Origin of the sequence: Pseudomonas sp. Sample_14, from assembly GCF_004307515.1 — a bacterium.
Classification (GTDB): Bacteria; Pseudomonadota; Gammaproteobacteria; order Pseudomonadales; family Pseudomonadaceae; genus Aquipseudomonas; species Aquipseudomonas atacamensis.
In genome coordinates, this window is record NZ_RCOC01000001.1 from 24,163 (window position 1) to 36,090 (window position 11,928).

Genomic DNA, 11,928 nt, shown 5'->3' on the forward strand with positions numbered 1-11,928 from the left:
GAGCATCGTTTCCATAAAAAACGGGGCGGCACGATCATCGATCAAGCCGCCCCGCTTATCTGTCGGGCGAACAGTCTTTCCGTCAGCGATCAATGCATCTTGCTGTGATCGTGGCCGCCCATGTTGGTCAGCGCGCGAACCGGCGCTTTGACTTCGATGGTTTCTTTCTCGCCCTTGGCGTTTTCCACGGTCAGGGTCAGCGGCACGTTTTCGCCTTCCTTCAACTGACCGGTCAGGCCCATCAGCATGACGTGGTAGCCGTTCGGATCGAAGCTCACGGCTTTGCCGGCCGGCAGCTCAACTGATTTCACCGGGCCCATGGTCATGACGTCGTTCTTCATGCTCATTTCATGAATCTGCACGTCCTTGGCCACTGGCGAGGCAACGCTGAGCAGTTTGCTGTCGCTGTCGGCAGTGACGGTCATGAACGCGCCGCTGGCGGACTGGGTCGGCACGGTGGCACGGACCCAAGCGTCGTCGACTTTGGTCTGCGCCGACGCCTGAAAGGCCAGGCCGAGCAGGGACAGTGCACATACGGTGCGTTTGAGGTGATTCAGAACGGGATGCATCAGCAGACCTCCATAACAGTAAGCAAATCTTCCGTGCACTCTTGGGCTGTCAGCGAAGTGGACAGGCCCAGGCGCAACTCACCACGCGAGTCGTAGACGTAGCTGGTGGACGTATGGGAGATGGTGTAGGTGTCGCCGGCCGGGACTTTCTCGTAGAACACGTCGAATTCCTTGGCGGTGGCCTTGGTTTCCTCAAGCGTGCCGTACAGCGCGACGAAGCTCGGGTCGAAGGCTTTGACATAGGCGTCGAGGATCTGCGGCGTGTCGCGTTCCGGGTCGAGGGTGATGAACACCACTTGCAAACGATCGCCGTCGCGGCCCATCAGTTTCTTGATCTGCGCGGCGCGGGCCAGGGTGGTGGGGCAAACGGCCGGGCACTGGGTGAAACCGAAAAAGATCATCGGCATCATCCCGCGAAAGCTCGACAGCGACATGGTTTCGCCTTCGGGATTCTTCAGCTTGAAGGTGCGTCCGAGGATCTTGTCGCTCAGATCCTTGCCGTACTTGTACGACAGTTGGCCACGGGTATCGCAACCGGCGAGCAGGCCGAGCCCGAGCACGCCCATTCCCGCAAGTACCTTGCGGCGAGTCAACAAAGCCGTCATCTAATACCGCCTTTTGCAGCCCGCCAGTCGGCAGGACTGGCGAGGGGTTAACCGTAAAAGCGCCGCATGATAGCAAACTGAGGCTGATCGCCGGCTGCCGATCGCCGCGCGGTGCGGGATTGGACGACAAAAGGTGTAAGAAGAAATGACGAATAAGCCATGCGTTCGCCGCGATCAAACTTGATTTAAATAGTATGACGATTGGAGCCTAGCGCAGAAACACGTACTCTTGCCGCTGCGCTGCAAAGACCAAAACAACAACAGGAGTCTGTAATGCAACCGATTCGTCTCGGCCTGGTGGGCTACGGCAAGATCGCCCAGGATCAACACGTCCCCGCCATCCTCGCCAACCCGGCGTTCCAGTTGGTGGCGGTCGCTACCCAGGGCAAACCTTGCGCCGGGGTGGAGAACTTCCAGTCGCTGGGCGAACTGCTCGAAAACGGCCCGACTGTCGACGCAATTGCGTTCTGCACGCCGCCACAAGGGCGCTTCGCACTGGTGCAACAGGCGTTGGCAGCCGGCAAGCACGTGCTGGTGGAAAAACCGCCCTGTGCGACATTGGGCGAGGCCATGGCCCTGGTCGATCAGGTCGCCGAACAAGGCGTCAGTGCTTTGTTCGCCTGGCACTCGCGCTATGCACCGGGCATCGCCGCCGCCCGCGACTGGCTGGCCAGCCGCACCCTGCAAAGCGTGCAGATCGACTGGAGGGAAGACGTGCGCAAGTGGCATCCGGGTCAGGCATGGATCTGGCAGCCGGGCGGCCTCGGCGTCTTCGACCCGGGCATCAACGCTTTGTCGATCATCACCCACCTGCTGGCGCTGCCGCTATTTGTCGAAGCCGCCGAGCTGCGGGTGCCGAGCAACTGCCAGTCGCCGATTGCCGCCTCGATCAACATGTCCGATGCGCGTCGTCTCGACGTGCGCGCCGAGTTCGATTTCGACCATGGCCACGACGAACTGTGGAGCATCGAAATCCGCTGCGCCGAGGGCGTTCTGCGCCTGGACAACGGCGGCGCCGTGCTGAGTATCGACGGCGTGCGCCAAAGCGTCTCGGAGGAGGGCGAGTACGCAGCGGTCTACCGCCACTTCCAGCAATTGATCAGCGACAAGGCCAGCGACCTGGATCTGCAGCCGTTGCGCCTGGTGGCGGACAGTTTCTTTGTCGGTAGTCGGGCTTTGGTTGAACCGTTCTACGATTGAAGTGGATTGTCCGGTTTGAGTGGACGGTGTAACCCTTTTCAAGCGATTTATCCCTTTGCTGTGCGTCAGTAATCTGTACCCAACTTGAACGCAACAACAAACTTCAAAACTTGAAAAGGGATGCACACCATGACCACTCCAACCTACAACCGCCTGAACAAAGACGACGCTATCGTGCTGCTGGTTGACCACCAGACCGGTCTGATCTCGCTGGTGCAGGACTTCTCGCCGAACGAGTTCAAGAACAACGTGCTGGCGCTGGCGGATCTGGCCAAGTTCTTCGACCTGCCAACCATCCTCACCACCAGCTTCGAACAAGGCCCGAACGGCCCGCTGGTGCCGGAGCTGAAAGAGATGTTCCCGGACGCGCCGTACATCGCTCGTCCAGGCCAGATCAACGCTTGGGACAACGAGGACTTCGTCAAGGCGATCAAGGCCACCGGGCGCAAGCAGATCATCATTGCCGGTGTGGTCACGGATGTGTGTGTAGCGTTCCCGACCTTGTCGGCGCTGGCGGAAGGTTTTGATGTGTTCGTGGTCACCGATGCGTCCGGCACTTTCAACACGACCGTGCAGCAAGCCGCATGGAGCCGCATGACTCAGGCTGGCGCGCAGATGATGAACTGGTTCTCGGTGGCCTGCGAACTGCACCGCGACTGGCGCAACGACATTGAAGGCCTGGGCAATCTGTTGTCGCAGCGCATTCCCAACTACCGCAACCTGATGAACAGCTACTCGGCGCTGACGCAGCAGAAGTAAGCGTTAAATCCGAAGCGAAAGCCTGCCTCGAAAGCAGGCTTTTGCATTTTCTACAGAACGCCGTTCGTCCATTGTCGGGCACTTGTCACGCAAGGGCATTTCACACGTTCAGGTACTTATCGCTGAACACCTCGGAGAACGACATGGACATTGATGAAAACGCACCGGGCAACCAGTCGCAACAAGCCGTGACGCGCACCACCGACAATGAGACCGGGCACGATCCCAAGCGCGAAAACCCCGAGGTGCCTTTGCCGCCGGACGATGAGGCGCCTGTAGAAGAAGACATGTCGGATGTGGATGCGGCCAATTCGGTTTCGACGGAGCATCCGCCGTCACGCTGACCGTGCTGTTTGAAGGGGAACGCTCCCTGTGATGGTCAACCCGGACAGTTCCCTCTCCTCGGGGAGAGGGCTAGGGTGAGGGGCTTTCCCTGGCACCCTGATGCAGTTCAGTCACCGACATCGTGAAAACCAGTTTCGACCGGCCATGGTTGGCGTACCCATGCGCCACATCCGTCCGCGCCACCGCCGAACACCCAGGCCCGACAATCAGCTCGGCATCGCCAACGTGCAAATGCAACGTGCCTTTCTCGACATGAAACAGCTCTGTGGTGCCATTCGGGTGACCGGCTGAAGAAAACGACTCGCCGGGAAACAACTCCCAGCGCCACAACTCGAGCATGTTCGGGCCGCTGGTGCCGGCCAGCAGTCGTGCCGATCCACCCAGCTCACCGGTCCACAGCGTGGGGATGTCCTGACTGTCGATCAAATGCGCCGTCGGAGTGTCGGCGACATTGACGAAATCCGCCACGGACAAGCCCAGCGCCGCGGCGATCTTGCACAGCGTCGCGATGCTAGGGTTGGCCGAGCCTTTCTCGATCTCGACCACCATGCCTTTGCTCACGCCGGAGCGTCTGGACAGTTCATCCAGGGTGATGCCCTGTTGTTTGCGCGCCTGTTTGAGCGTGCGCGACACCGCCGCGCTGACGGTCTCGACGTCGGCGCCGGCTTCGGTCGATATATTGACTTTCTTGGTCATTGATCGCTAGCATCGTTTGAAATTCGGGTATGAGGGGGATTCTGGGATGCTGTCTGTCGTGCCGTCAATCGATCCGGCTATTGCGCAACTCGCGCCGGGCTTCAGAGCGCTGAGTATTGTCGTGCAAGCGGCGCCGATTACTCAGGCATACGTGGCCGGTGAAGCACTGGCCAAAGCCTGTCAGATCGTCGCCAACGGTGGCCCGTCATGGGCGCCCGCGCACTTGCAGGCCTGGGCGGACGTGTTTCGCCAGTTCGGTGCCAAGCCGCAGCGCACGCCTTGCTCGGCCGAGGCTCTGCGCAAACGGGTGTTGCGCGACGGCGAGTTGCCGAGCATCGATCCGGTGGTTGATCTGTACAACGCCATCAGTCTGGAATACGCGATTCCCGTGGGGGGCGAGAATGCCGAGGCCTACGTCGGCTCACCGCGTCTGGTCGTCGCCGATGGCAGCGAACCGTTCGACACGATGAAAGAAGGTCTGCCCGCGCATGAATTCCCGGACGCCGGCGAAGTGGTCTGGCGCGATGACCAAGGCGTGACCTGCCGGCGCTGGAACTGGCGCCAAGGCGTGCGGACCCGCCTCGATGCGCAGGCGCAGCACATGTGGTTCATCCTCGAAAGCCTGCCGGCGATGCCGCTGGAAGCGCTGACCGAGGCCGGCGACAAGCTCATCGAAGGCCTGCAGCAAATGATGCCCGGCGCCGAGATCGAAAGCATGTTGATCGGGCCGGGAGCGCGTTAGGTTAGATATGAGTGCCAGCCCGTTTCGTCAGCGGCACCGCGATTCCCTGTGGGAGCGAGCCTGCTCGCGAGACGGCGGCATATTCAACCTCTTTGCCCGCTGAACCACCGCTTTCGCGAGCAGGCTCGCTCCCACAATGTTCCGTGTTGACCAATGATTTGGTGGTGCTACCACCTCTGTGGGAGCGAGTCTGCTCGCGAAGGCGGCGTCACATTCAACTTCATATTCGCCTGAACCACCGCTTTCGCGAGCAGGCTCGCTCCCACAATTTTTCCGTGTTGACCAATGATTTGGTGGTGCCACAAAAAACCTGTGGGAGCGGGCTTGCCCGCGAATGCGGCGGTACATTCAACATCATGTTCGCCTGACCCAGCGCTTTCGCGAGCAGGCTCGCTGCCACAGATTGACTCCTGGTCTCAATAAGGGCTCGCGGTTGGACGCACGATCAGTTCGCTGACGTCCACGTCCGCCGGTTGTTCGACGGCATACGCAATCGCGCGGGCGATGGCTTCGGCGGGGATGGCGATCTTGCGGAATGACTTCATCTCTTCGCGGCCGCCTTCATCGGAAATGCTCTCGGCCAGTTCCGATTCGGTCACGCCCGGTGCAATGACGGTGACGCGGATATCGCCGCCGACTTCCTGACGCAAGCCTTCGGAAATGGCCCGCACTGCGTATTTGGTTGCGCAGTACACCGCTGCGGTGGGGCTGACCGCGTAAGCGCCGATCGAGGCGATGTTGATGATCTGCCCGGCGCGCTGGCGCTGCATCAACGGCAGACTGGCAGCGATGCCGTGGAGTACGCCACGGATGTTGACGTCGATCATGCGGTTCCACTCATCGACCTTCAGCGCATCCAGCCGTGACAACGGCATCACGCCGGCATTGTTGACCAGCACATCGACGCGGCCGTAATGTTCGACGGCAAAATCGACGAAGCGCTGCACATCCTGCTGATCGGTGACGTCCAGTGCGCGGAACTGCGCGTGGCCACCGGCGCCGTTGATCTCTTCGGCAATCACTGCCAGACGCTCGGTGCGCCGTGCGCCCAACACCACTTTGGCGCCACGTTCGGCGAGCAGGCGTGCGGTGGCTTCTCCGATGCCGCTGCTGGCGCCGGTAATCACGATCACTTTGTCTTGAATGTTCAGCATGATGTCGTCCTCTTCTGTGTGCCCGTGAGTGGGCTTGGAAGAAGATTAAGTGCGGGGGCGCATGGGCTATTAATCGATTCCTCCACGGGATTTGCCCAATTCTGCTGCGTCGCTTTTCGACAGGTTTCAGGCCCCGCGTGGCGCATCGCGGTAGGCGCTCGGGGTGACGCCGACTTCACGGCGGAACACCTGGGAAAAGTGGCTGGGGCTGGAGTAGCCAACCTCCAGGCCGATGTCGATCATGCTGTGGGCGGTTTCCAGCAACAGATGACGCGCGCGGCTCATGCGCAGGCGGATGAAGTATTGCGAGGGCGATAAACCGGTGGCGCGCTTGAAGGTGCGGCTGAAGTGGTAGTCGCTCAGCCCGGCGATGGCGGCCAGATGACTGAGGCTGAAATCCTCCGCCAGATTCGCATTCATCGCTTCAAGCACCCGGCGCAGTTTGTAGGCGGGCAGGGCGTTGTCGCGGCGCGGGTTGCTGCCGGGGTCGAGGTAATGACGCAGCAGATGGATCGCCAACGCCTGAGCCAGGCTGTGCACCAGCAGTGCGCTGGGTTGGCGCTGTTCGGTCAGTTCGATGCGCAGTTGCTCAAGGATGAAGCTGACCTGCTCGTCACGCGCACCGGACACATCGACAAACGTCACTGCACCGGCCTGTTCGCCGAACGCTTCGCGCGCCGCTTGTTCGATCAGGCCCAGACCGAGGTAGAGGTGCATGACTTCGAAGACCTCACAGCCTTCGGTTTGCCAGCGCATTTCATAGGGTTCGCGAGTGTTGGTCAGGAAGAAGTCGCCCGCCGTGACCTGGCTCGCCTGCCATTCTCCGCCCAACGAACGTTCTTCGACCCGGGCAGTGCCGGCCAATACCAGCACCAGCAGCGGTTCGGCCACGCAGGGCACGCGGATCGGTTCGAGCAGAGTCTGATGGCGGAACAGTTGCACCACTGCATCCTTGATCTGCGGCCGCGGCGTGGTCGTTTCCGCAACACCGGGCAGATGCTCCGGCATGGCTTCGGCGGCGATGCGCGCGGGCTGGCTGATTGTCGGTGTAGCGGGGCTGGCAGAGGGCACAGGACGCTCCATGAAAAGCTTCGGCTGCGAATGATTTTGCAGGTTAGGGCGGGCGAATGAGAAATTCCAGCGCAAAACTCCGACAGTCCCGGCAATCGCCCGAAAGCCCGGCGGCGGCCAGTGCGCGACAGTGAAGCCGTGTTTACGAGCGCGCCATCAGGCGCAACACCGATTCGCTATCGAGGAGTTAAAACCATGACTGATTTCAACCACACCCTGCCACAAGAAGTCGCCGGTAAAGTTGCACTGGTCACTGGCGCGGCCAGTGGCATCGGCAAGGCGATTGCGCTGATGCTGCACGTTCGCGGCGCCAAGGTGATTGCCGAAGACCTCAACCCGGCTGTCGAAGAACTGGCTCGTCCCGATCTGGTGCCGCTGGTGGCGGACATCACCGAGGACGGCGCCGCCGAACGCGCAGTCGGCCTTGCCGTCGAGCAGTTCGGGCGCCTGGATATTCTGATCAACAACGCCGGGATCATTATCAACAAAGCAGTGATCGACATGAGCCGCGACGACTGGGAAAAGATCCAGGCAGTCAATGCCACGGCCGCCTTCCTGCACTGCCGCGAAGCGGTCAAGGCGATGATCCCGAACAAGTCCGGTGCAATCGTAAATATCGCTTCCTATGCGTCGTACTTTGCCTTTCCGACCATTGCCGCCTACACCGCTTCCAAAGGTGCGCTGGCACAATTGACCCGCACGCTGGCCCTGGAAGTCATCGAGCACGGCATTCGCGTCAACGCGATCGGCGTCGGCGATGTGGTGACCAATATCCTCAATGACGTGGTCGAGGACGGCCCGGGCTTCCTCGCGCAGCACGGCGAAGCGGCGCCAATCGGTCGGGCGGCGCAGCCGGAAGAAATCGCCGAAATCGTCACCTTCCTCGCCTCCGACCGCGCCAGCTTCATGGTCGGCTCGGTGGTCATGGCCGATGGCGGCATGACGGTAACGGCGGGTTGATAGTGGTGTGAGAAGCCATGGGCGCGTGTGATAACGCGCCCATGGCTTTGCTACGATCACGAGCACGCAGAATCAGGCAAATCTGCAGCATCTTTGATCTAGTCGCCGCTGGATAAAACTGGCTAATCTTCCTCCGCAGTTGACCCACCTTCGTCTGCTTTCGAGGCCCTTTGCATGGATAACCACGACGCTTCCATCCTCCACGATACGGCGGTGTATCGCGCCGAACTGGTGCGCCTGCTGACTCAACGCTTTGACGCGCCGGGCACCTACGAAACCGCGATTGCGCCACTGCACGTGATCCGTCTCGATGGCCCGTCCGAGCTGATTCACGTTGTGCACCGGCCCGCGCTGTGCCTGATCGTGCAGGGGCGCAAGGAAGTCGGGCTGGGTGATGAGCGCTTCCTCTACGACCCGCTGAATTATCTGGTGGTGTCAGTGACGTTGCCGGTGTCGGGACGGGTGATCGAAGCCTCGCCCGAGGCGCCGTATTTTTGCGTACGGCTGGATTTCGATCCGGCACAACTGACGCAACTGATTGCCGAGTCGCCGCTGACCGGCATGCCACAGGACGCCGGGCGCGGGATGTTCCTCGACAAGATCGACGTGACCTTGCTCGATACCATGCTGCGTCTGGTGCGCCTGCTGGATAATCCACGCGACATCGGCATGCTCGCGCCGATGGTGTTGCGTGAGCTGTATTACCGCCTGCTGCGCGGCCAGCACGGGCATCTGCTGTATGAAATCGCCGTCAACGATTCGCAGACCCACCGGGTCACGCGCGCTATCGACTGGCTGAACAAGAATTTCACCGAGCCGCTGCGTATCGACGCGCTGGCGCAGGTGGCCAACCTGAGCAACTCGGCGCTGCATCACCGCTTCAAAGCCGTCACCGCCATGAGCCCGCTGCAATATCAAAAACAGCTGCGCCTGCAAGAGGCGCGGCGGCTGATCATCAATGAAGGGCTGGACGTCTCGAGCGCCTGTTACCGCGTCGGCTACGAAAGCGCTTCGCAGTTCAGCCGCGAATACAACCGCCAGTTCGGCTGCCCGCCGTCCAAGGAACTCAGCCGCCTGCGTCAGACCGGTTGATTACCGCGCGGGTCCTGTCCATTGCTCACGAAACCCCAGCAGAAAATCCACAAACGCCCGCACCCGCTGCGGCACATAGCGGCCGTGCGGGTAGAGCAGGGTGTAGGGGCGCGAACGTCCGGCGTACGGTTGCAGCACCTCAATCAGGCGGCCATCGGCGAGTTCCTGCTCGACGATGAAACGGTAAGTCTGAAACAGCCCGGCGCCGTGCTTGGCCAGCGTCACACCGCCGAGCACATCGTCGGAACAGGAATAGCCACCGTCGGAAATCACTTCCAGGTCCCGGCCGTTTTCCTGAAACAGCCAGGAAATCCGCCGCCCGCTGCTGGGCAATTCGAACTGGATGCACTCATGCGCGATGAGATCGTCCAGCGTCTGCGGCGTACCGGCTCTATGCAGATATTCGGGGGCGGCGACCACCACCAGGGCGGCGTCTTCCAGCAAGCGCGCGATCAGCGTCGAGTCCGGTTGTGCGCGCACGCGTATCGCCAGGTCGTAGCCCTCTTCGACGAAGTCGATATTGCGATTGCCCAAGTGCACGTCGACCGTGACCTCGGGGTACAACGCGCGAAATTTCGGTAGCAGCGGCAGGATGCGGTGATGCCCGTAGGTGGTCGGCAGGCTGATGCGCAGTCGCCCCGACGGCGAAGTCTGCGCGCCCATGACTTCCTGCTGCGCTTCAACCAGTTGCGTCAGCGCCTGGCTGCATTGTTCGAAGAAGCTCCGTCCGGCGTCGGTGAGGCGGATGCTGCGCGTGGTGCGCGCGAACAGTCGCGAACCCAGGCGTTGCTCCAGACGCAGAATCGACCGGCTCACCGCAGCGGGCGTGACTCCGGCCAGTTGCGCGGCGGCGGTGAAGCTGCCGGCTTCGGCGGCCAGGCAGAACAGTTCGATACTGCCTAACTGCAAATCTTCAAAATGGCGTTTCATTGTGGCTCGCACCGAGGATCGACGGACGTTCATCCTCTGTGTACCACAACCAACGACGCCGCCGGTATCCACCGGCGGCGTTGCAGGGTTTCGATCAATGGCCGGCGCTCTGGCCACCGTCGACATGCAGGATCTCGCCAGTGACGAAATTTGCACCGTCGAGGTAGAGGATCGCTTGCACGATGTCGTCGATTTCCCCCATGTGACCGACCGGGTGCAGGCTGCCCAGCGCCTGATGGGTTTCTTCGGCGTGCATCGGCGTTTTGATGATGCCCGGCGACACGGCGTTGACCCGAATCCCGCGCTTGGCGTACTCGATCGCCAGGGATTTGGTCGCGGCGTTGATGCCGCCCTTGGTCAGCGACGCCAATACCGAAGGCACGCCGTCGATTGCATGATCGACCAGGCTGGTGGTCACGCTGACGACGTGGCCGCTGCCGTGTTTTTCCATCTCGGCGATGGCCAGTTGCGAGATGTAGAAGAAGCCGCTCATGTTGGTCGCCACGACCTGGGCATAGTCCGCCTGGCTGTAAGCGGTGAACGGCTTTGCCAGAAAGATCCCGGCATTGTTGACCAGCGTATCGACGCGACCGAAGCGGGCGACAGCGGCGCGAATCACGCGCTCGGCGGTTTGCGGATCGGCAATGTCGCCGGCGACGGTCAGGACATTCGGGTCGCTCGACTCTTTGATCGAGCGCGAGGTAGCGACCACTTGATGGCCAAGGGCGCGAAAGCCTTCGACCAGACCTGCACCAATGCCTTGCGAAGCGCCGGTGATGACAACTACTTTTTTCGATGTGCTCATGATGATTTCCTCTGTCGCTGGCCCGTCAGGATGGCGGGTGGCTGTTGGAGGAGACTTTAGGAAGTTGAGCGAAGTTGATAAATGGGGGCTGAGGTACATCATTTGTACTGTGGTGTATCTAATCAGAGCGGACCTCGAATGATTGTCCCGTTTGAGTGGACGGTGAAACGCTTTTCAGCCGATTTATCCCTTTGCTGTGCGTCAGTAATCTGTACCCAACTTGAACGCAACAACAAACTTCAAAACTTGAAAAGGGATGCACACCATGACCACTCCAACCTACAACCGCCTGAACAAAGACGACGCTATCGTGCTGCTGGTTGACCACCAGACCGGTCTGATCTCGCTGGTGCAGGACTTCTCGCCGAACGAGTTCAAGAACAACGTGCTGGCGCTGGCGGATCTGGCCAAGTTCTTCGACCTGCCAACCATCCTCACCACCAGCTTCGAACAAGGCCCGAACGGCCCGCTGGTGCCGGAGCTGAAAGAGATGTTCCCGGACGCGCCGTACATCGCTCGTCCAGGCCAGATCAACGCTTGGGACAACGAGGACTTCGTCAAGGCGATCAAGGCCACCGGGCGCAAGCAGATCATCATTGCCGGTGTGGTCACGGATGTGTGTGTAGCGTTCCCGACCTTGTCGGCGCTGGCGGAAGGTTTTGATGTGTTCGTGGTCACCGATGCGTCCGGCACTTTCAACACGACCGTGCAGCAAGCCGCATGGAGCCGCATGACTCAGGCTGGCGCGCAGATGATGAACTGGTTCTCGGTGGCCTGCGAACTGCACCGCGACTGGCGCAACGACATTGAAGGCCTGGGCAATCTGTTGTCGCAGCGCATTCCTAACTACCGCAACCTGATGAACAGCTACTCGGCGCTGACGCAGCAGAAGTAAGTTCACCACCCACGAAAAAGCCTGCTTTTAACAGCAGGCTTTTTGTTTTTCCGACGGCTGCGGCCAACTTGGTTGCTGTGTAGCTTGACCCACCGCTTTCGCGAG

14 protein-coding genes are annotated in these 11,928 nt (G+C 60.8%); 7 read left to right on the forward strand and 7 right to left on the reverse strand.

All coding sequences use genetic code 11. The annotated features are described in order from the left end of the window. Positions 1-89: 89 nt before the first annotated feature. Together D8U61_RS00120 and D8U61_RS00125 are read right to left on the reverse strand one after the other, a co-directional pair. On the reverse strand, positions 90-569 hold the full coding sequence (locus D8U61_RS00120; RefSeq protein ID WP_056784698.1) for a copper chaperone PCu(A)C: 480 nt from the start codon (positions 567-569) through the stop codon (positions 90-92). After that, positions 569-1,174 (reverse strand): SCO family protein, encoded by a 606-nt coding sequence (locus D8U61_RS00125; RefSeq protein ID WP_016774221.1) that lies wholly within the window; start codon positions 1,172-1,174, stop codon positions 569-571. Before D8U61_RS00125 ends, D8U61_RS00120 begins: the two co-directional genes overlap by 1 nt. Before the next feature lie 273 nt (positions 1,175-1,447). On the opposite strand from D8U61_RS00125, the gene D8U61_RS00130 reads away from it, so the two are divergent. The 3 genes from D8U61_RS00130 (at position 1,448) to D8U61_RS00140 (ending at position 3,477) form a co-directional block, all read left to right on the forward strand. Beyond that, complete coding sequence (locus D8U61_RS00130; RefSeq protein WP_130926214.1) at positions 1,448-2,374, forward strand: Gfo/Idh/MocA family oxidoreductase; 927 nt, start codon at positions 1,448-1,450, stop codon at positions 2,372-2,374. 129 nt (positions 2,375-2,503) lie between these two features. After that, complete coding sequence (gene ycaC, locus D8U61_RS00135) at positions 2,504-3,133, forward strand: isochorismate family cysteine hydrolase YcaC (RefSeq protein WP_016774235.1); 630 nt, start codon at positions 2,504-2,506, stop codon at positions 3,131-3,133. 143 nt (positions 3,134-3,276) lie between these two features. Beyond that, entirely contained in the window at positions 3,277-3,477 is a 201-nt protein-coding gene (locus D8U61_RS00140) for a hypothetical protein (RefSeq protein WP_016774226.1), read from the forward strand. 70 nt (positions 3,478-3,547) lie between these two features. On the opposite strand, the gene D8U61_RS00145 is transcribed toward D8U61_RS00140, so the two are convergent. Continuing rightward, complete coding sequence (locus D8U61_RS00145; protein ID WP_130926215.1) at positions 3,548-4,174, reverse strand: XRE family transcriptional regulator; 627 nt, start codon at positions 4,172-4,174, stop codon at positions 3,548-3,550. 46 nt (positions 4,175-4,220) lie between these two features. Between D8U61_RS00145 and D8U61_RS00150 the strand changes: the two genes are divergently transcribed. Further along, positions 4,221-4,916, forward strand: a complete 696-nt coding sequence (locus D8U61_RS00150; RefSeq protein WP_130926216.1) for a B3/4 domain-containing protein — start codon at positions 4,221-4,223, stop codon at positions 4,914-4,916. A 416-nt stretch (positions 4,917-5,332) separates the two neighbouring features. Here D8U61_RS00150 and D8U61_RS00160 read toward each other — a convergent pair whose 3' ends face one another. Together D8U61_RS00160 and D8U61_RS00165 are read right to left on the reverse strand one after the other, a co-directional pair. Then, positions 5,333-6,070 carry an SDR family oxidoreductase gene (locus tag D8U61_RS00160; RefSeq protein ID WP_024012510.1) on the reverse strand — a complete coding sequence of 246 codons (738 nt, stop codon included), beginning with the start codon at positions 6,068-6,070 and terminating at the stop codon, positions 5,333-5,335. Positions 6,071-6,196: 126 nt separating this feature from the next. Beyond that, complete coding sequence (locus D8U61_RS00165; protein ID WP_130926235.1) at positions 6,197-7,078, reverse strand: AraC family transcriptional regulator; 882 nt, start codon at positions 7,076-7,078, stop codon at positions 6,197-6,199. A gap of 258 nt (positions 7,079-7,336) precedes the next feature. On the opposite strand from D8U61_RS00165, the gene D8U61_RS00170 reads away from it, so the two are divergent. Both D8U61_RS00170 and D8U61_RS00175 read left to right on the forward strand, forming a co-directional pair. Continuing rightward, positions 7,337-8,101 (forward strand): SDR family oxidoreductase, encoded by a 765-nt coding sequence (locus D8U61_RS00170; protein WP_130926217.1) that lies wholly within the window; start codon positions 7,337-7,339, stop codon positions 8,099-8,101. A 174-nt stretch (positions 8,102-8,275) separates the two neighbouring features. Continuing rightward, positions 8,276-9,193 carry an AraC family transcriptional regulator gene (locus tag D8U61_RS00175; RefSeq protein WP_130888648.1) on the forward strand — a complete coding sequence of 306 codons (918 nt, stop codon included), beginning with the start codon at positions 8,276-8,278 and terminating at the stop codon, positions 9,191-9,193. Here D8U61_RS00175 and D8U61_RS00180 read toward each other — a convergent pair whose 3' ends face one another. Further along, complete coding sequence (locus D8U61_RS00180) at positions 9,194-10,123, reverse strand: LysR family transcriptional regulator (RefSeq protein WP_130888647.1); 930 nt, start codon at positions 10,121-10,123, stop codon at positions 9,194-9,196. A gap of 94 nt (positions 10,124-10,217) precedes the next feature. Further along, complete coding sequence (locus D8U61_RS00185; protein ID WP_125926049.1) at positions 10,218-10,928, reverse strand: SDR family NAD(P)-dependent oxidoreductase; 711 nt, start codon at positions 10,926-10,928, stop codon at positions 10,218-10,220. Positions 10,929-11,193: 265 nt separating this feature from the next. Here D8U61_RS00185 and ycaC (D8U61_RS00190) point away from each other — a divergent pair, with 265 nt between their 5' ends. Then, the gene (gene ycaC / locus D8U61_RS00190; protein ID WP_016774235.1) at positions 11,194-11,823 is read left to right on the forward strand and encodes an isochorismate family cysteine hydrolase YcaC; all 630 of its coding nucleotides are present in this window, start codon (positions 11,194-11,196) and stop codon (positions 11,821-11,823) included. Positions 11,824-11,928: the final 105 nt, after the last annotated feature.

Excerpts from the sequence above, each read along its gene's own strand:
- D8U61_RS00180 (WP_130888647.1), bottom strand. The coding sequence starts at position 10,123 with ATGAAACGCCATTTTGAAGATTTGCAGTTAGGCAGTATCGAACTGTTC.
- D8U61_RS00175 (WP_130888648.1), top strand. The coding sequence starts at position 8,276 with ATGGATAACCACGACGCTTCCATCCTCCACGATACGGCGGTGTATCGC.
- D8U61_RS00170 (WP_130926217.1), top strand. The coding sequence starts at position 7,337 with ATGACTGATTTCAACCACACCCTGCCACAAGAAGTCGCCGGTAAAGTT.
- D8U61_RS00185 (WP_125926049.1), bottom strand. The coding sequence starts at position 10,928 with ATGAGCACATCGAAAAAAGTAGTTGTCATCACCGGCGCTTCGCAAGGC.
- D8U61_RS00130 (WP_130926214.1), top strand. The coding sequence starts at position 1,448 with ATGCAACCGATTCGTCTCGGCCTGGTGGGCTACGGCAAGATCGCCCAG.
- D8U61_RS00125 (WP_016774221.1), bottom strand. The coding sequence starts at position 1,174 with ATGACGGCTTTGTTGACTCGCCGCAAGGTACTTGCGGGAATGGGCGTG.
- D8U61_RS00140 (WP_016774226.1), top strand. The coding sequence starts at position 3,277 with ATGGACATTGATGAAAACGCACCGGGCAACCAGTCGCAACAAGCCGTG.
- D8U61_RS00120 (WP_056784698.1), bottom strand. The coding sequence starts at position 569 with ATGCATCCCGTTCTGAATCACCTCAAACGCACCGTATGTGCACTGTCC.
- D8U61_RS00145 (WP_130926215.1), bottom strand. The coding sequence starts at position 4,174 with ATGACCAAGAAAGTCAATATATCGACCGAAGCCGGCGCCGACGTCGAG.
- ycaC (WP_016774235.1), top strand. The coding sequence starts at position 11,194 with ATGACCACTCCAACCTACAACCGCCTGAACAAAGACGACGCTATCGTG.
- D8U61_RS00150 (WP_130926216.1), top strand. The coding sequence starts at position 4,221 with ATGCTGTCTGTCGTGCCGTCAATCGATCCGGCTATTGCGCAACTCGCG.
- D8U61_RS00165 (WP_130926235.1), bottom strand. The coding sequence starts at position 7,078 with ATGCCGGAGCATCTGCCCGGTGTTGCGGAAACGACCACGCCGCGGCCG.
- D8U61_RS00160 (WP_024012510.1), bottom strand. The coding sequence starts at position 6,070 with ATGCTGAACATTCAAGACAAAGTGATCGTGATTACCGGCGCCAGCAGC.
- ycaC (WP_016774235.1), top strand. The coding sequence starts at position 2,504 with ATGACCACTCCAACCTACAACCGCCTGAACAAAGACGACGCTATCGTG.